Source organism: Streptomyces pilosus (assembly GCF_014649835.1).
GTDB lineage: Bacteria > Actinomycetota > Actinomycetes > Streptomycetales > Streptomycetaceae > Streptomyces > Streptomyces pilosus.
Genome location: NZ_BMTU01000006.1, coordinates 59,986 through 78,622, shown reverse-complemented (window position 1 = coordinate 78,622; position 18,637 = coordinate 59,986). Strand labels below are relative to the sequence as shown.

General features: G+C 73.4%; 22 protein-coding genes. 12 read left to right on the top strand and 10 right to left on the bottom strand.

Going from position 1 to position 18,637, the window contains the following annotated elements; all coding sequences use genetic code 11:
• Positions 1-65 precede the first annotated feature (65 nt).
• Positions 66-848: a GNAT family N-acetyltransferase gene (locus IE118_RS16905; protein WP_189558744.1), complete on the top strand. Its 783-nt coding sequence runs from the start codon at positions 66-68 to the stop codon at positions 846-848.
• Between the two features lie 134 nt (positions 849-982).
• Here IE118_RS16905 and IE118_RS16900 read toward each other — a convergent pair whose 3' ends face one another.
• Together IE118_RS16900 and IE118_RS16895 are read right to left on the bottom strand one after the other, a co-directional pair.
• The gene (locus IE118_RS16900) at positions 983-1,246 is read right to left on the bottom strand and encodes a GlsB/YeaQ/YmgE family stress response membrane protein (RefSeq protein WP_189558743.1); all 264 of its coding nucleotides are present in this window, start codon (positions 1,244-1,246) and stop codon (positions 983-985) included.
• Positions 1,247-1,381: 135 nt separating this feature from the next.
• Positions 1,382-1,822, bottom strand: a complete 441-nt coding sequence (locus IE118_RS16895; RefSeq protein ID WP_189558742.1) for an SPW repeat protein — start codon at positions 1,820-1,822, stop codon at positions 1,382-1,384.
• Positions 1,823-1,978: 156 nt separating this feature from the next.
• On the opposite strand from IE118_RS16895, the gene IE118_RS16890 reads away from it, so the two are divergent.
• The 7 genes from IE118_RS16890 (at position 1,979) to IE118_RS16860 (ending at position 9,265) form a co-directional block, all read left to right on the top strand.
• Positions 1,979-2,497 carry a MarR family winged helix-turn-helix transcriptional regulator gene (locus tag IE118_RS16890; RefSeq protein ID WP_189558741.1) on the top strand — a complete coding sequence of 173 codons (519 nt, stop codon included), beginning with the start codon at positions 1,979-1,981 and terminating at the stop codon, positions 2,495-2,497.
• 115 nt (positions 2,498-2,612) lie between these two features.
• Positions 2,613-4,697, top strand: coding sequence for an MMPL family transporter (locus IE118_RS16885; protein ID WP_189558740.1), 2,085 nt, complete (start codon positions 2,613-2,615; stop codon positions 4,695-4,697).
• A 140-nt stretch (positions 4,698-4,837) separates the two neighbouring features.
• On the top strand, positions 4,838-5,017 hold the full coding sequence (locus IE118_RS16880) for a DUF8839 family protein (RefSeq protein ID WP_189558739.1): 180 nt from the start codon (positions 4,838-4,840) through the stop codon (positions 5,015-5,017).
• Between the two features lie 232 nt (positions 5,018-5,249).
• Complete coding sequence (locus tag IE118_RS16875; protein ID WP_189558738.1) at positions 5,250-6,149, top strand: glycoside hydrolase family 19 protein; 900 nt, start codon at positions 5,250-5,252, stop codon at positions 6,147-6,149.
• 101 nt (positions 6,150-6,250) lie between these two features.
• Positions 6,251-7,621, top strand: a complete 1,371-nt coding sequence (locus IE118_RS16870; protein WP_189558737.1) for a phosphoinositide-specific phospholipase C-related protein — start codon at positions 6,251-6,253, stop codon at positions 7,619-7,621.
• 106 nt (positions 7,622-7,727) lie between these two features.
• Positions 7,728-8,120, top strand: coding sequence for a VOC family protein (locus IE118_RS16865; RefSeq protein WP_189558736.1), 393 nt, complete (start codon positions 7,728-7,730; stop codon positions 8,118-8,120).
• A 47-nt stretch (positions 8,121-8,167) separates the two neighbouring features.
• Positions 8,168-9,265, top strand: a complete 1,098-nt coding sequence (locus IE118_RS16860; RefSeq protein ID WP_189558735.1) for an adenosine deaminase — start codon at positions 8,168-8,170, stop codon at positions 9,263-9,265.
• On the opposite strand, the gene IE118_RS16855 is transcribed toward IE118_RS16860, so the two are convergent.
• Together IE118_RS16855 and IE118_RS16850 are read right to left on the bottom strand one after the other, a co-directional pair.
• A complete protein-coding gene (locus IE118_RS16855; protein WP_189558734.1) occupies positions 9,229-9,744 on the bottom strand; it encodes a mycothiol transferase in 516 nt (171 codons plus the stop codon). The two genes, IE118_RS16860 and IE118_RS16855, sit on opposite strands and share 37 nt — an antisense overlap.
• Before the next feature lie 28 nt (positions 9,745-9,772).
• The gene (locus IE118_RS16850; RefSeq protein ID WP_189558733.1) at positions 9,773-10,657 is read right to left on the bottom strand and encodes a LysR family transcriptional regulator; all 885 of its coding nucleotides are present in this window, start codon (positions 10,655-10,657) and stop codon (positions 9,773-9,775) included.
• Positions 10,658-10,784: 127 nt separating this feature from the next.
• On the opposite strand from IE118_RS16850, the gene IE118_RS16845 reads away from it, so the two are divergent.
• Together IE118_RS16845 and IE118_RS16840 are read left to right on the top strand one after the other, a co-directional pair.
• Positions 10,785-11,777, top strand: coding sequence for an aldo/keto reductase (locus IE118_RS16845; RefSeq protein ID WP_306430384.1), 993 nt, complete (start codon positions 10,785-10,787; stop codon positions 11,775-11,777).
• Between the two features lie 505 nt (positions 11,778-12,282).
• Positions 12,283-12,693: a hypothetical protein gene (locus IE118_RS16840; protein WP_189558732.1), complete on the top strand. Its 411-nt coding sequence runs from the start codon at positions 12,283-12,285 to the stop codon at positions 12,691-12,693.
• Positions 12,694-12,725: 32 nt separating this feature from the next.
• On the opposite strand, the gene IE118_RS16835 is transcribed toward IE118_RS16840, so the two are convergent.
• The 3 genes from IE118_RS16835 to IE118_RS16825 are packed head-to-tail and all read right to left on the bottom strand — an operon-like array spanning position 12,726 to position 15,074.
• Positions 12,726-14,000 (bottom strand): streptophobe family protein, encoded by a 1,275-nt coding sequence (locus IE118_RS16835; protein WP_189558731.1) that lies wholly within the window; start codon positions 13,998-14,000, stop codon positions 12,726-12,728.
• 58 nt (positions 14,001-14,058) lie between these two features.
• Positions 14,059-14,493 (bottom strand): PRC-barrel domain-containing protein, encoded by a 435-nt coding sequence (locus tag IE118_RS16830; protein WP_189558730.1) that lies wholly within the window; start codon positions 14,491-14,493, stop codon positions 14,059-14,061.
• Entirely contained in the window at positions 14,490-15,074 is a 585-nt protein-coding gene (locus IE118_RS16825) for a PRC-barrel domain-containing protein (protein WP_189558729.1), read from the bottom strand. The genes IE118_RS16830 and IE118_RS16825 overlap by 4 nt, the downstream gene beginning before the upstream one ends.
• A gap of 146 nt (positions 15,075-15,220) precedes the next feature.
• On the opposite strand from IE118_RS16825, the gene IE118_RS16820 reads away from it, so the two are divergent.
• Positions 15,221-15,676: an ATP-binding protein gene (locus IE118_RS16820; RefSeq protein ID WP_189558728.1), complete on the top strand. Its 456-nt coding sequence runs from the start codon at positions 15,221-15,223 to the stop codon at positions 15,674-15,676.
• Positions 15,677-15,697: 21 nt separating this feature from the next.
• Here IE118_RS16820 and IE118_RS16815 read toward each other — a convergent pair whose 3' ends face one another.
• The gene (locus tag IE118_RS16815) at positions 15,698-16,582 is read right to left on the bottom strand and encodes a SigB/SigF/SigG family RNA polymerase sigma factor (protein ID WP_189558727.1); all 885 of its coding nucleotides are present in this window, start codon (positions 16,580-16,582) and stop codon (positions 15,698-15,700) included.
• A 246-nt stretch (positions 16,583-16,828) separates the two neighbouring features.
• Here IE118_RS16815 and IE118_RS16810 point away from each other — a divergent pair, with 246 nt between their 5' ends.
• Positions 16,829-17,218 carry a helix-turn-helix domain-containing protein gene (locus IE118_RS16810; protein ID WP_189558726.1) on the top strand — a complete coding sequence of 130 codons (390 nt, stop codon included), beginning with the start codon at positions 16,829-16,831 and terminating at the stop codon, positions 17,216-17,218.
• A 15-nt stretch (positions 17,219-17,233) separates the two neighbouring features.
• On the opposite strand, the gene IE118_RS16805 is transcribed toward IE118_RS16810, so the two are convergent.
• Together IE118_RS16805 and IE118_RS16800 are read right to left on the bottom strand one after the other, a co-directional pair.
• Entirely contained in the window at positions 17,234-17,836 is a 603-nt protein-coding gene (locus IE118_RS16805; protein ID WP_189558725.1) for a ClpP family protease, read from the bottom strand.
• Entirely contained in the window at positions 17,836-18,492 is a 657-nt protein-coding gene (locus IE118_RS16800) for an ATP-dependent Clp protease proteolytic subunit (RefSeq protein ID WP_189558724.1), read from the bottom strand. Before IE118_RS16800 ends, IE118_RS16805 begins: the two co-directional genes overlap by 1 nt.
• Between the last annotated feature and the right edge of the window lie 145 nt (positions 18,493-18,637).

Sequence of the window (18,637 nt, the reverse complement as noted above, 5' to 3'; positions counted from 1 at the left end):
ATCCGACTCCACGGTCACCCTAATCCCGTTGCCCGCGGGCGCCGGTCCGTGCTGGAGTCGCCCGCATGGACAACGCCGCCGTACTCGCCCTGTTCGACCGCGACATGCGCGAGGGGGCGCGGCCCGACGGCCCCGGCGCCCGGGTCGAGCGGGTGGGCGCGGTGGTGCGCCGCACCGCCCCCGGGCACGGCTGGAACGGCATCCTCTGGTCCGCCCTGACGGCGGCGGACGCCGACGCGGTGATCGCGGAGCAGATCGCGTACTTCACGGAGCTCGGGCGGAAGTTCGAGTGGAAGCTGTACGGCCACGACCTGCCCGCGGACCTCGGGCAGCGGCTCGTGGCGGCGGGGTTCACGCCGGAGCCGGAGGAGACGCTGATGGCCGGCGAGAGCGCCGCACTCACCCTCGGCGCCGGGCCGCCCGAGGGGGTGCGCCTCGTGCCCGTCACCGACCGGGCCGGCGTCGACCTGGTGGCCGGGGTGCACGAGAGGGCCTTCGGCGCCGACGCCTCGTGGCTGCGCGGGCAGCTGCTCGACCAGCTGGCCGACTTTCCCGGCACCGTCGTAGCCGTGCTCGCCCTGGCCGGCGACGAGCCGGTGAGCGCGGCCCGCCTGGAGATGGCACCGGGGGCCCGCTTCGCCGGTCTGTGGGGCGGCGGCACCGTACCGGGCCGGCGCGGACGGGGAATCTACCGCGCCCTGGTGGCGCACCGGGCCCGGGTCGCCGCCGACCGCGGCTACCGCTACCTCCAGGTGGACGCCTCGGACCGGAGCCGTCCCATCCTCGAACGCCTCGGATTCACGCCCCTGACCACGACCACCCCTTATCTGTACGCGCCCGTACGGTGAGGCGCCGCCCCCAGTCGCCCCCCCCGTGACGGAGACGGCCGCGCCGGCCTCCTCGCCTCCGCGGCACGACGCCGGCATCCGGCGGCACCCCTCGACGGTGCCGCCGGATGCCGGCGTCGTGCGATCCGGCCGGCCTAGCGGCCGACCTTGGAGCGGTCCAGGGCGGCCACGCCCACCGCGGCCAGACCGATCTGGATCAGCCACTCGACCCAGTCGACACCGTCGGTGTCGGCCACCCCGAAGCCGGCGGCGATCGCCGACCCGAGGAGTGCGGCGGCGATGCCGACGAGGATCGTCCACAGGATGCCGATGCGCTGCCGGCCCGGAACCACGAGCCGGCCCAGAATGCCGATGACAATGCCGATGACGATGGCACTGATGATGCCGTCGATCTCCATCTCGCCCCTTCTCCTCGCGTCTTCCGCTGAAGTGCGTCTGCCCCCTCGCCGCACGGACACTCCGCGCCGCACGGGAAAGCGCCGGCCCGCGAGTGACGCGGACCGGCGCCCGGCTCTCCTTCCGCCGCCGCGGGCCTACGGCTTGGGCCCGCTCCTGGCCGCCGTGGCGGCGCAGACCGCGCCCAGCACCACGGCGAGGGCGCCGATGACGATGTTGTTCCAGATCACGCCGGCGTCCGGGTTGCTGCCGACGATCCACGGCGAGATGATCATCCACACGCCCAGGGCGCACATGGCCCAGCTGAGGCCGTACATGCGCGCGGGGGCCGCGGTGAACCCGAGGGCGAGCAGTCCGATCGCGATGCCCACGACGAGGTTGTGGGGCACCAGGGCGGGCTGGCTCGTCGTGTAGTGGAGGATCCACGGGGAGACCGCGCAGTAGACGCCGAGCAGGAACACCGGACCGTCCACGAGGGCCACATCGCGACCGCCGAGCATCCGGTCGTACCGGGCCCGCATCTCCGGTGCGTCGGGGTGGCTCCTGATGTCACCGCGCGGGTGCGAGACGTTGGCCATGAGTCGTCTCCTTCGACTAGCGGGCCGGACCGCTGTGTGCGGTGTGCGGTGAGTGCCGCGCCCTTCCATTCTGTACTTATTTTTCCCTTATGTGTAGAGCTGGGTGGGGAAGGGCTGCGGGCGGGGTGACCGGCGGGTTTCTACTAGGGTGATCCCGTGGCCAGAGCAGACGACACGGGGCGGCAGAGGGCGGGACGCGGCGGACCGGACGGGCCCCCGGCGCCGGAACCGGCCGACCTCCAGGCCTTCGCGGTCCAGTTGCGCCGGATGAACGGCGAGATCAACCGCATGGTCCACGGCTTCGCCCACCACAACGGCCTGCACGTCACCGACGTGCAGGCGCTCGCGGCGATCCTCGACGCCGACGAACCGATGACCCCGGGCCGCCTCAGGGAACACCTCGGGCTCACCTCGGGGGCGGTGACCGCCTGCGTGGACCGGCTGGAGCGCGCCGGACACGTCACCCGGGTCCGGGAGAGCAGCGACCGCCGGGTGGTCCACCTGTACTACGCGGCCGACGCCAGGCCGGCGGCCCGGACCTACTTCCGTCCGCTCGCGCAGGCGGCGGGTGCGGCCCTCGACCGCTTCGACGACGCAGAGCTCGCCGTGGCGCTGAGGTTTCTGACCGCGCTGAACGAGGAACTGGCGCTCCGTGAAGCCTTCGGGCGACCCTGACCGACGGGCCTGACGGCACCGGCGGAACCGGTGTGGTCTACGATCACACCCGCAATCTATTTCAATCATTGAGATTGTTTTTCATTCAGATGATTACCGCCGCACCTGGAGAGCGATGAACGCCTCAACACGATGGGCCCGCCGGCTCGTCCCCCTCCTGCTGGTCGTCGTGTGGCTCGGCGTCGGCGGGGCCTTCGGTTCCTACGCCGGCAGGCTCGGGGAGGTGGCCACCAACGACCAGGCCGGCTTCCTGCCCCGCAGCGCCGAGTCCACGGAGGTCATCGAGGAGCAGAAGGCCTTCCGGCAGGACGAGACGCTCCCGGCGATCGTGCTGTGGACCGCCGACGGGGGCGGTCCGGTGACCGGCCGGCAGGGCGAGGCCACCCGCGCGCTCGCCTCCCTCGCCGACACCCCGGGTGTCACCGGCAAGGTCTCCCCGGCGCTCCCCTCCGAGGACGGGGAGGCGCTCCAGGGCGTCGTCCAGCTGGAACCCGCCGACGGCGACCAGCTCGCCGAAGTGCTCGAACGCATCCGGGCGGCGGCCGGTGAGGTGGACGGGACCACGGTCCAGGTGGCCGGGCCCGCCGCGACCCAGGCCGACCTCGGCGACGCCTTCGCCGGCATCGACGGCCTGCTGCTCGGCGTCGCCCTGGCGGCCGTCCTGGTGATCCTCGTCCTGGTGTACCGCAGCGTCCTGCTGCCCCTGGTGATCATCATCTCCTCGGTCATGGCGCTCGCCCTGGCCTGCGCGGTGGTGTACGCGCTCGCGAAGAACGACATCGTGCGGGTCGACGGCCAGGTGCAGGGCATCCTGTCCATCCTCGTCATCGGCGCCGCCACCGACTACGCCCTGCTGCTCACCGCCCGCTTCCGGGAGGAACTGGCGGTCCACGACCGGTACACCGCCATGCGGTCCGCGCTGAGGCAGACCTGGGGCGCCGTCGTGGCCAGCGCCGCCACCGTCGTCCTGGGTCTGCTGGCCCTGCTGCTCAGCGACCTCACCAACAACCGGGCGCTCGGACCGGTCGGCGCGATCGGCATCGTCTGCGCCGTGCTCAGCACCCTGACCTTCCTGCCCGCCGTGCTGGTCCTGCTCGGCCGCGCCGCCTACTGGCCGGCGAAGCCGCACAGCGCCGAGGAACGGCGCGCCGGCCAGGGCCTGTGGCAGCGGGTCGCCTCCCTCGTCGACCGCGCCCCGCGCAAGGTGTGGGCGTTCACGCTGGCGGGCCTCGTCGTGTTCGCCGCCTTCTCGCCGGCGCTCACCTCCAAGGGCGTCCCGCTCGACGAGACCTTCGTCAACGACGCGCCCTCCGTGGCCGCCCAGGAGACCCTCTCCGAGCACTTCCCCGGCGGCTCCGGCAACCCCACCGTGGTCATCGCCGACGCCGGCCGGCTGGAGCAGGTCGTGGCCGCCGCCGAGGACACCGAGGGGGTCGCCTCGGCGGCCGGCGTCACGGCCTCGGGGCGCCCCGGCGGCGAACCGCTGGTCGTCGACGGGCGGGTCCGCGTCGACGTCACCCTCGACGCCGCCTCCGACAGTGACGCGGCCAAGGACACCATCGCCCGGCTGCGCACCTCACTGCACGACGTTCCCGGCGCCGACGCCCTCGTCGGCGGCTACACCGCCCAGCAGTACGACACCCTGCGGACGGCGGAGCGGGACCGCGGACTCATCGTCCCGGTCGTCCTCGTGGTCATCTTCCTGGTGCTGACCGTGCTGCTGCGCTCGCTGCTGATGCCCGCGCTGCTCGTCGCCACCGTCGCGGTCAACTTCCTGGCCACGCTGGGGGTTTCCGCCCTCGTCTTCCCGCTGTTCGGCTTCACGGGCACCGACCCGTCGGTGCCGCTGTACGGCTTCGTGTTCCTGGTCGCCCTGGGAGTGGACTACAACATCTTCCTCATGTCCCGGGTCCGGGAGGAGTCGCTGCGGCACGGGGCCCGGCAGGGCGTGCTGCGCGGACTGGTCAGCACCGGCGGCGTGATCACCTCGGCCGGCGTGGTGCTGGCCGCGACCTTCGCGGCGCTCGGGGTGATCCCCCTCGCCTTCCTGGCGCAGGTCGCCTTCATCGTCGCCTTCGGTGTCCTGCTCGACACGCTGGTCGTCCGCTCGCTGCTGGTGCCCGCCCTCGCCCTGGACCTCGGGCCGGTGGCCTGGTGGCCGGGCCGGATCTCCAGGGAACGCGAGAAGGCACGGGACTGACCGTCCCGCGGACGGGGTCCGTCGGGCGTGGGCGGCGGCCCGTACATGTCCCCCGCGATCCGGGGCAAACGCACCCCACGGACGAAGGGCGGCGCCGGGCAGGGCCCCGGGCCGCGGGCCGACAGGAGGTGTCCACCGACATGACAACCGTGACGGAAGCGAAGGTGCTGGAGCGGTTCCCCGCAGGATCCCCCCGCGGATCCTGGCCCGCCGAGGAGTGCGCGGCCCGGCACCGCGCCGGAGGCGAACCCGCGACGGTCGTCATGGATCTGGAGTCGGACGCCTTCCTGGTGGTGGTCCCGTCCGAAGAGGACGGCTGACCCGCCCTCCCGACCCGCCGGTGCCCGGTGACTCCCCAGGGAGTCACCGGGCACCGGCATGATCACTGGTCTGAACCCTTGACTGGTACAGACCAAAGCGGTTGAGTGTGCTCGACACCCCCCACCACGGCCGCCCCCACGCCGCGCCCGGCCCCGCCGGCGCGCCCGCGCGGGATCCGGCCGGGCATGTCCCGGCCCGGCGGCGGCCGTGTTCCGCGAAGGAGTTGACCCCTTGTCGAGACGCCGCATCGCCGCCGTGACCGCCGCCCTCGTCCTCGCCGGCAGCGCCCCCGTGCTCCTCCCCGCCGCCACCGCGTCCGCCGCCCCCGCCGCCGCCTGCTCCAGCTATCCCGGCTGGGTGGCCGGGAAGTGGTACAACGCCGGAGACGTCGTGCGCTACACCGACGGCCGGGCCTACGTCGCCGAGCACGCCAATCCGGGCTACGACCCGGTCATCAGCACCTGGTACTGGGAGCCGTACGCGTGCGACAACGGGCCCGGCACGCCCGTCGGGAAGTTCATCGTGACCGAGGCCCAGTTCAACCAGATGTTCCCGAACCGGAACGGCTTCTACAGCTACAGCGGGCTCGTCGCCGCGCTGAGCGCCTACCCCGGCTTCACCACCACCGGCAGCGAAACGGTGAAGAAGCAGGAGGCCGCGGCCTTCCTGGCTAACGTCCACCACGAGACCGGCGGCCTGGTGCACATCGTCGAGCAGAACACCGCCAACTACCCGCACTACTGCGACTGGGGACGGCCGTTCGGCTGTCCGGCCGGCCAGGCCGCGTACTACGGCCGCGGGCCGGTGCAGCTGAGCTGGAACTACAACTACAAGGCCGCGGGCGACGCGCTCGGCATCGACCTGCTGAACAACCCCTGGCTGGTGCAGAACGACTCCGCCGTCGCCTGGAAGACGGCCCTGTGGTACTGGAACACCCAGACCGGTCCCGGTTCGATGACCGCCCACAGCGCCATGGTCAACCAGGCCGGATTCGGTCACACCATCCGCGCCATCAACGGCTGGGTCGAGTGCGACGGGAAGAACCCGGCGCAGGTGCAGAGCCGGGTGACCAAGTACCAGCAGTTCACCCAGCTCCTCGGAACCACACCCGGCGGCAACCTGTACTGCTGACGCGGCGCCGCCCGCCATGGTGTCATGCCCCTGACCATCCGCACGGCCGGCTCGCGCGCACCCCGCGGCGCCCGGCCGTGCCCGGACGAAGGGCACCCACCATGCGCACCCCCCACGCCCTGCTCGCCACGACCGTCTCGGCCGCCGCGCTGGCCGCGGCGGTCGTGGCACCGGCACCCGTCTCCGCCGCGGACGCCGTCCCGCCCCCGGGCACCTACTACGTCCAGAGCGCCGTCACCGGACTCAACGCCGCCGACCGTTCGGGAGCGGTCGAACAGCACCGGCCGCGCGGCGACGAGGACCGCCAGCAGTGGAACCTGCGCGCCGACGGCACCCTGGAGAGCGCCGACAGCCCCGGCACCTGCCTCGGCCGGACCGGCGACCTGGCCCGGACCGTCCCGTGCGCGAGCCCGGACGCACGGTGGGAGATCGGCCCCGCCGGAGCCGACCGGTTCACGCTGGCCGTCCCCGGCACCGGCCACCGCCTCACCGTCGCCCCCAAGCCCTCCGGCGCCAACCACCCCGCCCCGCTCGCCGTCGGCACCGGCACCGGCGACCTCGCCGGCTGGTACCTGACCCCGGCCGACCCGGTGACGCGGGCCGCGCCGCCGTGGGAGCGGCGCACCCTGGACCAGGTCACCTTCCTCACCGCCCACAACGCCTACGCCAACGGCGTCGACGGCGGCTTCGCCCCGCCCTTCATCGACCTCTTCCCCAACCAGAACCGCGGCATCGACCGCCAACTCGCCGACGGTGTCCGCGGATTCATGATGGACGTGCACCAGACCCCGGACGGCGCGATCCTCTGCCACAACAGCTGCACCCTCGTCCGCAGACCCGTCGCCCTGTGGGTCGGCCTCCAGCGGATGGTGGACTTCCTGCGCGCCCGTCCCGACCAGTTCGTCACCGTCTTCCTGGAGGACTACGTCGACCCGGGCGTGCTGCGCGCCGAACTCGCCCGCGTCCAGGGGCTGTCGGAGGTGCTGTACCGGCCGGACCGCACCGGGGTCCGGGAGAACGGCTGGCCGGCCATGGGTGAGCTGGCCGCCGCGGGGCAGCGGCTGCTGATCTTCACCGACCGCAGTCGCGCCGCCGACCGGGCTGCCGGACTGACCCGGGACACCTTCGGCGTCATGTACCAGCGGGAGTGGACGGTCGAGAACCACTGGTCCATGGGGCCGGGCGTGGGCACCTCCGACTGGTCCTGCTACAGCCGCTGGTACGACGCGGGCACCAACATCCCGCTGACCCGCACCGAGCCCGGCTTCCGCCCCCTGTTCGTCATGAACCACTTCCGGGACGCCGCCGTCGCCTCCACGGCCGGCACCGACAACGCCAAGCTCGCCGACCGGGCCCGCCGCTTCTGTCAGCCGGCCGCCCGCAAGAAGCCGACCTACCTCGCCGTGGACCGCTACGACCTGGGTGACCCCGCCTCCGCCGTCACCGCCCTCAACACGTACGTCCTCCCGTAGCCGGACGACCGGTCCCGTTCCGGGGAAACCGTCCCGGAACGGGATTGGCGCACGCGCCGGTTTTACGTATAACCTCTCCGGTCAATCACCCCTGCGAGAGGTCACGATGAGACGCATCCCCCTGGTCACCCTCGTCGTCGACGACTACGACGAGGCGGTCGGCTTCTTCACCGGGGCCCTCGGGTTCCGGCTCGCCGAGGACACGCCCCGGCCGGGCGGCGGCCGCTGGGTGGTCGTCGAACCGGACGCCGGGCACACCGGGACGGCCCTGCTGCTCGCCCGCGCCGACGGGGAGTCCCAGAGGGCCAGGGTCGGCGACCAGACCGGCGGACGCGTGGGCTTCTTCCTGTACACCGACGACTTCGCCCGCGACCACGCGCGGATGACCGCCGCCGGCGTGACCTTCCTGGAGGAGCCGCGCCTGGAGCCGTACGGCTCGGTCGCCGTCTTCCAGGACCTGTACGGCAACCGCTGGGACCTGCTCCAGCCCGCCGCCTGACCTCTCTCCCTCCGCTCGGAACCGCCCGCTCAAGGAAGGCCCCCGCCATGACCGCTACGCGCGTAGACGCCGATGTGATCCGCCAGCTCCCCAAGGCCGTCCTGCACGACCACCTCGACGGCGGACTGCGCCCCGCCACCGTGGTGGAGCTCGCGCGGGAGGTCGGCCACACCCTGCCCACCACCGACCCCGGCGAACTCGCCGCCTGGTACGTCGAGGCCGCGAACTCCGGCGACCTGGTGCGCTACATAGCCACCTTCGAGCACACCCTCGCCGTCATGCAGACCCGCGAGGGCCTGCTGCGCACCGCGGAGGAGTACGTCCTCGACCTCGCCGCCGACGGTGTCGTCTACGGCGAGGTGCGCTACGCCCCCGAGCTGAACACCCGGGGCGGGCTGACGATGCGCGAGGTCGTGGAGACCGTCCAGGAGGGCCTCGCCGCCGGCATGGCCAAGGCGGCGGCCGCCGGGACGCCCGTCCGGGTCGGCACCCTGCTGTGCGGCATGCGGATGTTCGACCGCGTCCGTGAGGCCGCCGACCTCGCCGTCGCCTTCCGGGACGCCGGCGTCGTCGGCTTCGACATCGCCGGCGCCGAGGACGGTTTCCCGCCCGCCGACCACCTCGCCGCCTTCGAGTACCTGCGCCGCGAGAACGTGCCGTTCACCATCCACGCCGGCGAGGCCCACGGCCTGCCCAGCATCCACCAGGCCGTCCAGGTGTGCGGCGCCCAGCGCATCGGGCACGGGGTGCGCATCACCGAGGACATCCCGGACCTAGCGGGCGGCAAGCTCGGCCGCGTCGCCGCCTGGATCCGTGACCGCCGGATCGCCCTGGAGATGTGCCCCACCTCCAATCTGCAGACCGGCGCCGCCACCTCGATCGCCGGGCACCCGGTGACGGCGCTCAAGGACCTCGGCTTCCGTGTCACCCTCAACACGGACAACCGTCTCGTCTCGGGCACCACGATGACCCGTGAGATGTCCCTGCTGGTCGAGGAGGCGGGCTGGAGCGTCGAGGACCTGCGGACCGTCACGGTGAACGCCGTGAAGAGCGCCTTCCTCCCGTTCGACGAGCGCAACGCCCTGCTCCGGGACGTGGTCCTGCCCGGCTACGACGCGGCGCTGCGCACCAGCCCCCGGGCGTAGGCGGCCTGTCCGACGTGCTGAAGGTCGTCGGACAGGACGCTCACCAGCCGGACGCCCAGCGTCACCGGGGGGTCCCAGCGCTCGTCGACCACGCGCTCCAGGTCCTTGGCGGTCAGGGCGCGCAGCGCGCCCAGGGTCCGCTCGTGCACCGCGTCGTGGTAGCCGGTCAGCAGGTCGCCGGAGCCGACCCGCACCCCGGCGACCTTCGCCGAGGTGTGCCCGTACCCGGTGTCGTGCCGGGGCAGACCGAGTCCGAGGCGCTTCTCCCAGCCCTCGGAGAGCCACACCTGCTCGTGGCCGAAGGCGTCGGCGACATGGTCGTCCTGGACCCGGGTGAGGTGCCAGACCAGCCAGGCCACGGAGTTCGCGTCGGGGCCGGGCCGGGCGTTCAGCCCGTCGGGGCCGAGGCCCTCGACGGCGGCGTGGACCTCTTCCCGGACACGGCCGAAGCCGTCGATGAGGATGTCCTTGGCATGCATGCCCCCCACCTTCGCGCATCCGGGCGCCTCACGCGCCCCCGCCGTCCAGCAGACCCATCAGTGCCCGCGCCGCCGGACTGGCCGCCCGCGGCGACGGCACCAGGGCGACCGTCTCGTACACGGCCTCGTCGGTGTCCTTCAGCGGGAGCGCGGTGAGGGCCTCGCGCTTGTGCCGGAAGTGCCGCGGCACGACGGCGACGCCCAGGTCCTCGTCCACCAGGTCGAGGAGGCTGTGCACGTCGTTCACCTCCAGCGCCACCGTGCGCCGTACGCCGGCGGCGGCGAAGGCGGCGTCGGTGGCGCGGCGCGGGCCCCAGTCGGGGTGGAAGTCGACGAACACCTCGTCGGCCAGGTCCCGCGGGGTCACCGGCGTCCCGGCCCGGGCGAGCCGGTGGCCGGGATGGCAGAGCACGGTCATCGGTTCGCTGGTCAGGGGCACCGACCGCAGCTGCTCCGGGTCCGCCTCCGTCCGGTAGGCGAACGCCAGGTCCAGCCGGCCCGCCGCGACCTCCTCGGCCAGCGCGGCCGACCCCCACTGCCGCAGCCGGATCTCCACGTCGGGGTGCCGGCGCCGGAACGCGGCGAGCAGCTGCGCCACGTGCACCCCGGCGATGCACTGCTCCGAGCCCAGCGCCAGGGTGCCGCGCAGGACGCCCTGCACCGCCGCCACCGCCTCGTGAGCGGCCCGTACCTGGGCCAGCACCCGCTCCGCCTCCGCCAGCAGCGCCCGCCCGGCCTCGGTGAGCGTCACCCTGCGGGTCGTCCGGACGAACAGCGGCGTCTGCAACTCGCGCTCCAGGGCGCGGATGGACGCGGACAGGCCCGACTGGGAGACCATCAGCCGTTCCGCCGCGCGGGTGAAGTGCTGGTCCTCGGCGACGGCGACGAAGTGCTGGAGGTGACGCAGTTCCATGATTGAGAAGCGTATCCGCTGAATATCATCGGATTCTTCTGTTGGACCACTGCCCGCAGGTCACGACAGAGTGGGGCGAGCGGTTCGCCGGAACCGCCGAGACGTGTGTCAACCCCCTGGAGTCGCGTTGTACACCGCACACCCCGACCGTTACGCGGACATGCCCTACCGGCGCACCGGACGCAGCGGCCTGAAGCTCCCCGCGCTCTCGCTCGGCCTGTGGCACAACTTCGGACCCGACCGTCCGGCCGCCACCCAGCGGGCCATCCTGCGCCGCGCCTTCGACCTGGGCGTCACCCACTTCGACCTGGCCAACAACTACGGGCCGCCGCCCGGTGCGGCGGAGTCCGCCCTCGGCGAGGCGCTGCGGGCCGACTTCGCGCCGTACCGCGACGAACTGGTGATCTCCACCAAGGCCGGATACCTGATGTGGCCGGGCCCGTACGGCGAATGGGGTTCGCGCAAGTCCCTGCTGTCCTCGCTGGACCGGAGCCTGGGCCGGATGGGCCTGGACCACGTCGACATCTTCTACTCGCACCGCTTCGACCCGGAGACTCCGCTGGAGGAGACGATGGGCGCCCTGCACTCGGCGGTCCAGCAGGGCAAGGCGCTCTACGTCGGCGTCTCCAACTACTCGGCCGGGCAGACCCGCGAGGCCGCCCGCATCCTCGGCGAGCTGGGGACACCGCTGCTGATCAACCAGCCCCGCTACTCGATGCTCGACCGCCGTCCGGAGGACGAGGGACTGATGGACACCCTGGACGAGCTGGGAGTCGGCTCCATCGCCTACTCCCCGCTGGAGCAGGGCCTGCTCACCGCCCGGTACCTCGACGGCATCCCCGAGGACTCCCGGGCCGCGAGCGACAGCCCCTTCCTGGACACCGACGCCCTCACCGGGGAGCTGGTGGGCCGGCTGCGGGAGCTCAACGGCATCGCCGCCGGCCGCGGCCAGACGCTGGCCCAGATGGCGCTGTCCTGGGTGCTGCGCGGCGGCCGGCTCACCTCCGCGCTGGTCGGGGCGAGCAGCCCGGAGCAGCTCGAGGACAGCGTGGCGGCCACCCGCAACCTCGACTTCGGCGACGACGAGCTGTCCCGCATCGACGCGGTCGTCAAGGGGTAGTCACGGCCCGCCCGGCCGGATCCGCCCCCGTCGGCACCCGGCCGGCGACGCCGTCCCGGCACGGACCCGGGCCCCGGCGCCGCGCGTGATGGCCCGCGATCCGGTGACGGGACCGAACCGGCCCCTCCGCGCGCCGGCGTCACCGCCGGCGACGGCGCGCCGCCGGGGCAGCCGGAGACCGCGCCCGGGGCGCCGCCGCCGCGCCGAGGCGGTCCCGCGGCGGCCGGCCGGCCGCGCCCACCCCGCCCCGTGCGGGCGGCGCGCCCGGTGACCCCCGAGGTCACGCGCGCCGCCGGCCACGCACCGCATCGTTTCGGCCAGCCGGCACCGTGAATATGCCAGGAGACTGGCCGGAAACACATGGTGACAGTGATTCAGCCGTGAACATACTCGACAAGGAGAGCGCTTCACACCGCGCGACGGCGCCCTCACGCACAGCACGCGAGCCGCACGGGCGGGCAGCCGGCCCGTACCGGCGGGCCCGCGACGCAGCGGGGGAGGGAACGTGCACGACGAATTCCTGTGCCACGTCACGGCCTACGGCGTCTGCGACGGCCGGCGCATAGGAGTGCCCCTGGGCACCTACCGCGCGCCCACCCTGGCCCTGGCCCTGTGGTGGCTGCGCGACCGTGCCTCCTGGATCGCCGAGCGGCTCGACCCGCGGCCCGAGGCCGAGCACTTACCGCCGGGCGCGCTCGTCCCCGTCCCCGACGGCGTGCCCGACGTACCCGCCGTGCTGCGTGCCTGGTGCGGCGACGCGGTGCGGCAGGAAGAAGTGGCCGAGGCGCTCGCCGCCGGGCGCCTGGTGCGCCTGGCCACGGGGGACGAGACCACCGAGTACGAACTGCTCGCCGAATCCGTGGACGCCCTGCGCATGCAGCGCGCCGCCCGCGCACTCGGCGTCCCGGTCGCCTGAGGACGGACCCGTCCGTCCCGCCGGACAGCGCCTCAGCGGCCGGTCCCGCCGCCGCCCCGCCGGCGCAGCACCCGTGCCGCCGACGCCCCCGCGAACCCGGCGGCCAGTCCCCACAGCAGGGCCAGTCCCAGGGCGCTCCACAGCCGCGGCGTCAGCAGGACCTCCCCGGAGAACCCCTCGCCCAGATCACCGATGCCGAGCACGGACAGGCCGATCCGCGCGGAGACCCGGGCCATGAGGCAGATCATCAGCACCGTGAGCGCCAGTGCCACCGCCAGGCGCACGGCGTGCTGCCGGACCCGGACGTCCGCGGGGGACAGGGCCGCCATCATGAACGCGGCGGCCAGCAGCAGCACCGCGTCGGCCACCAGCAGCCACCACCACCTCGCCCCGTCGTGCTCGACGAGGGTGCCCAGGTTCAGCTCGGAGAGCTCAGGAGTGCGCAGCACCTCGTCGAGGACCTGCGGCATGGGCAGCCCGAACGGTCCCTCCACCCTGCCGTCCCAGGTGGCACCGAGCCCGACGGTCAGCGCGAGCCACGCCACGTTGGGCAGCCCCAGCAGGATCAGGGCGAACGTCTCGACCGGGTGGCCCCGGGTGGCGGCCACCACCAGCGCCACCACGAGAGCGATGACGACGGCGGCGAGCAGCAGCCGCACCATCGCCCGCGCCGCGGGACGCACCGACGCCTGGAAGCGCAGCAGGCCCCCGGGCAGCGGCGCGCCGCCGGACACCATCAGCGCCACCAGCAGCACCCCCGCCAGCCACACCAGGCCGATGAGCACGGTCAGCGGCACGTCGGCGGCGAAGCCGACCACCGGCCTGAAGCCGAACAGCTCACCGAGGTCCCCGAGCGGCCCGTCCCCGAGCGGGATCTCGAAGGTGTGCCGTGCGGCGAGCCCCAGCCCGACGAGCACGAGCAGCCACAGCACGGCGATCCGCGCCGCCCACCCGCCCAGCTCGGGTGCTCCGGCGACCGCCCGCCGGCGCAGTGGACGCAGGAAGCCCCAGCCGACGGCGAGCGCACCGGCGAGGGTGACGGACAACGGGATGACCGCCAGACCGCCCTCCGTGCCGGCCAGCCCGCCCGCGTCCCCGGACAGCCGCACCGTGCCGCCGACGGCCGTCACCAGGGTCGCCGCGAGCACCTGGGGGAAGGCGCCGCCCGGAAGGTCCGCGGCGCCGGCCGCCCACAGGCCGAGCGCGGCCACCGCGCCCATGGCGGCCAGCGCGCCGATGACCGTGACCAGGGCGTGCGCCCAGCCGTGGCGGGAGACCACCGGGCCGGAAGAGGTGCGTGCGCTCACGTGTGCACGCTAAGCAGCGCGGGCCGGTGCCGCCTGCCGGGAGGTCCGTCCGCGCGCCTCAGCCCGGCGCCCGGCCCGACGGGGCGCGGACGACCAGGGCGTGGTCACCGAGGCCCAGCAGGCGGTCGGGCGGCAGCTCGCCGGACGTCGTCAGGACCGCCTCGATGCGGGCGGTGAGCGGGTCGAACGCCGCGTCGAGCACCGTGCCGCGCTCCTCGCCGCACTCCGTGAGCACCCGGCTCCCGACGAGTTCGCGGCCGGCCGGGACCGGGTCGGACCCCCCGCCCGAGCGGGCGATCAGCAGGTCCGCTCCGGCGGCGCCCAGCGCGCTCCAGGCCACCGCCGCGTCCTTGCGCAACCGCCCGCGCGCGATCCGGACGGACGTCACGCGCCAGGGCGCTCCGCCCACGGTCAGCGCCCGCACCACGCCGACCCGGCCGGCGTCCCCCGGAGTCAGCACGGGCAGCCCCCGCACCCGGGAGAACAGCATCATCGCGCCGCACCCCTTCCGCGGTCGTGCCGGGCACCCACGCGCGCGGTGAAGGCCGGCACGTCGTCGCTGACGTACGCCGTGGCGTGCGCCGGTATCACCAGCGTCCGCCCGCTGACGCTCAGCGCCTCGCCCCGCGGCACGTACACCCGGTGCCGGCGGTGCCGTGAGCCGTGCACCAGTTCCCGGTGGGCCGCCAGCCGGAACGCGACGAGCCGGCCGCTGGTACCGCCCTCGACCAGGACGTCGAGCACCGTCCCCACCGTCTCGCCCTCGTCGGTCAGTACCTGCGCGCCGAGCAGCCGCCCGCGCGCCGTGTCGCGGCGCACCGCGGACAGCGGCAGGTCGCACAGCGCCCCCGCGTCACGCACCATGACCGCGTCGCGGCCCAGGCAGTGCACCGCGGGCCAGGGCAGATCCCGCGGCAGGGGCCCCGACAGCAGGGTCCGTCCGGTCAGCGTGAAGCTCGCGATCCGCCCGGCCGAGGGGTCGAAGACCGTGTCCTTCACGTGGGCCACGGCGTCCCCGCCCAGCGTCACCACGGGCAGCGTCGCGAGGCTCCGCACCGCCGTCAGTTCGTTCATGGCACCCTCTTCCGCCGGAACCGGCGCGAACCGGGTTCCCCGCGTGGCGGAGACGCACACGGATCAGGTGGACTGTGCCGCCGATGTCGGGGTACCAGGACTGGTGCACATCGTCCGGCCGGGCCGGCTACGCAGAGAGAACGCGCATGACCTATCACTTGGACGGGGCAGTGATACCGACTGGTTTCGACGTACCCGTGGAACCGCTGCGGCGGGCCGCACACTTCACCGGCGAGCCGGGATGCATCGCCGAGGCCCGGTCCTTCGCGGGGGCGTTCCTCCAGCAGCTCAGGACCGAGTGGTGCGCCACGATCGACGCGCGGTCGGACGGTGCGGTGCTGCTGGTGGTCAGTGAACTGGTCACCAACGCCGACCGGCACAGTGAGGGCCCGTACATCCTCGAACTGGAGGGCACGGACGCCTCGGTCACCGTGGCCGTCTACGACAGCAGCGCGACCCTGCCGCGCGTCTTCCCCCGCGACCCCCAGCGCGTCGGACGGCACGGACTGGAGATCGTCCGGGCGCTGGCGCTGGACGTCTCCGTGGAGCGCGTCCCGGTCGGCAAGCGCGTGCGTGCCGTACTGAGCCTCGACGACGCCTGACCGACCCGGCCCGCCGCCGTCTCAGGCGCAGCCGAGCTCGCCCAACATGCCCTCGCGCAGACGGGCGATGATCCGCTTGATCAGCCGGGAGACGTGCATCTGGGAGCAGCCCAGGCGCTCGCCGATCTCCGCCTGGGTGGCCTCCTCCACGAACCGCAGGTGCAGGATCTCGCGGTCGCGGTCGCTGAGCTCGGTCATGAGCGGGGCCAGCGCGTGGAAGTCCTCGACGAGTCGCAGGCCCTCCTCCTCGACGCCGATGAAGTCGGCGAGGACGGACTCGCCGTTCTCCGGGCCGTCACCGGTGAGGGCCGCGTCCAGGGAGGAGGAGTTGTAGCCGTTCGCGGCGATCTGCCCCTCGACGACCTGCTGCTCGGTGAGGTTCATCAGGGTGGCCAGCTCGGCGACCGTGGGTTCCCGGTCCAGCCTGCTGGCGAGCTCCTCGCGGGCCTTGGCCAGCTCGACCCGCAGCTCCTGGAGCCGCCGGGGCACGTGCACGGCCCAGGTGGTGTCGCGGAAGAACCGCTTGATCTCGCCCACGATGTACGGCAGCGCGAAGGAGGTGAACTCCACCTCGCGGGACAGCTCGAACCGGTCGATCGCCTTGATCAGGCCGATCATGCCGGTCTGCACGATGTCATCCATGTCGTCGCCGCGGCCGCGGAACCGCCCGGCCGCGAACCGCACGAGGGACATGTTCATCTCGATGAGGGTGTTGCGCGCGTACTGGTGCTCGCGCGTGCCTTCCTCCAGCTCGGTCAGCCGGTGGAAGAACTGGCGGGACAGCTCCCGCGCGTCGCGCGGGGCGACGGTCCGGGGATCGATCCTCCGCAGCTCGCCGTCACCCGTCCCGGCCTCGGCGCGCTCATCCACTACCCGTGCCTGCGACCGGATCACGGCGGTCCCCATTTCCTCTCCCCACGAACGTCACGGCTGCGACTGCCTGAGCCTCGCGAGTACCCAGCCCATGCCGATCCATGCACACCACCTTCCGACCGATTCGAAAGACGTGGTGCGCACCGGTTCGCATGTCCTGCGTCCGAGGGTACGCCGAAGCGTCGCGCGGGGCAGCGCGGCGCCTCTTCGCCGGACGGCTTCACTCAGGGCGGAACGCCGCTCCCTTCCCCTGCGGACCGAACTTCCTAGGCTGAGCGGGTGACCAGTCGAGTGCCGAACCACACCTCCGTCCTTCCCCTGCGACCGCCTGCGGCCCGGACCGCTCCGGGGCCCGCGCCCAGAGAGCCGCTGTGGCGCGACCTCGTCGGCGACGTGCTGCGCAGGGAGCGGCTCGCCCAGGAGCGCACGCTGAAGGACGTCGCGGACGAGGCCCGCATCTCCGTGCCGTACCTCTCCGAGGTCGAGCGGGGACGCAAGGAGGCCTCCTCGGAGGTCCTCGCGGCCGCCGCCCACGCCCTCGGTCTCGGCCTCGGCGACCTGCTGGCCCGGGCCCACGGCGAACTGGTCCGCGTCACCGCCCTGCGGGCCCCGGCCGCGCGCGGCGTGCCCGCCTCCGCACCGCACGGCGGACTGTGCCTGGCCGCCTGAAGGACATCCCGGCGGCTACACCCCCACCAGGCGCCGGGTCAGCACCTCGTCGGCGAGGCCGTACGCCACGGCCTCCCCGGCGGTGAACACCTTGTCGCGGTCCATGTCCGCCCGCAGGGTCGCCACGTCGTGCGGGGTGTGCCGGGACAGCACCTCCTCCACCTGGGACCGGATCCGCACCATCTCCTTCGCCCGCAGCGACAGGTCGGACGCCGTGCCGCGCGCACCGTCCGCGGCCGGCTGCCCGAGCAGCACCCGCGCGTGCTCCAGCACGAACCGCCGTCCCGGATCCCCGCCGGCCAGCAGCACCGCAGCCGTGGAGGCCGCCTGCCCGACGCAGAACGTCGAGACGGGGGCCCGGACGAACGTCATCGTGTCGTAGATCGCCATCAGGGAGGTGAACGAGCCGCCGGGGGAGTTGATGTAGACGGCGATCTCGCTCTCCGGCGCCGCCGACTCCAGGTGGAGCAGCTGGGCGATGACGACGTTGGCGACGCCGTCGTCGATCTCGGTCCCGAGGAAGATGATCCGCTCGGACAGCAGCCGGCTGAAGACGTCGTAGGACCGCTCGCCCTGCGGGGTGCGCTCGACGACGTGCGGGATCGTGTAGGAACCCATCACCGCAGCCCCGCCCTGTGCCGTGTCGCGGCGGGACGGACGTCCTCCAGCGACTCCACCACCCGGTCGACCATCCCGTACTCCCTGGCCTGTTCGGCGGTGAACCAGCGGTCCCGGTCGCCGTCCCGGGAGATGGTCTCGGCGCTCTGCCCGGTGTGCTCGGCGGTGATCCGCTCGACGGTCCGCTTGGTGAACTCCAGGTTCTCCGCCTGGATCTCGATGTCGGCGGTGGTGCCCCCGATGCCGCCCGAGGGCTGGTGCATCATCACGCGCGCGTTCGGCAGGGCGTACCGCTTGCCGGGCGTGCCGACGCACAGCAGGAACTGGCCCATGCTGGCCGCGAAGCCCATCGCCAGCGTGGAGACGTCGTTGGGGATGAGCCGCATGGTGTCGTAGATGGCCAGCCCCGCGTGGACCGAGCCGCCGGGGCTGTTGATGTACAGGCTGATGTCGGTGCGGGGGTCCTCGGCGGACAGGATCAGCAGCTGGGCGCAGACCCGGTTCGCGGAGACCTCGTCGACCTGGGTGCCGAGCAGCACGATCCGCTGCGCGAGCAGCTGGGCGGCGAGATGGTCGTCGTACGGCGTCGGCGGGGTGTCGCCCTCCGCGGCCCGGGGCAGCGGGGCCGGCCGGGGGACGGCGATGAGTCGGGACATCGGCGCTCCTGTGATGGCTGGTGGACACGCGGCCGGGACGACCGCGTGCCTCCCACTGTCGACCGGCCGGGGCGGCGAGCGGGGAGAACTCTGCCCGCGGCAGATTCGCCACGGGCAGAGCCGCTCCGTAGTCCCCGTCGCCCGG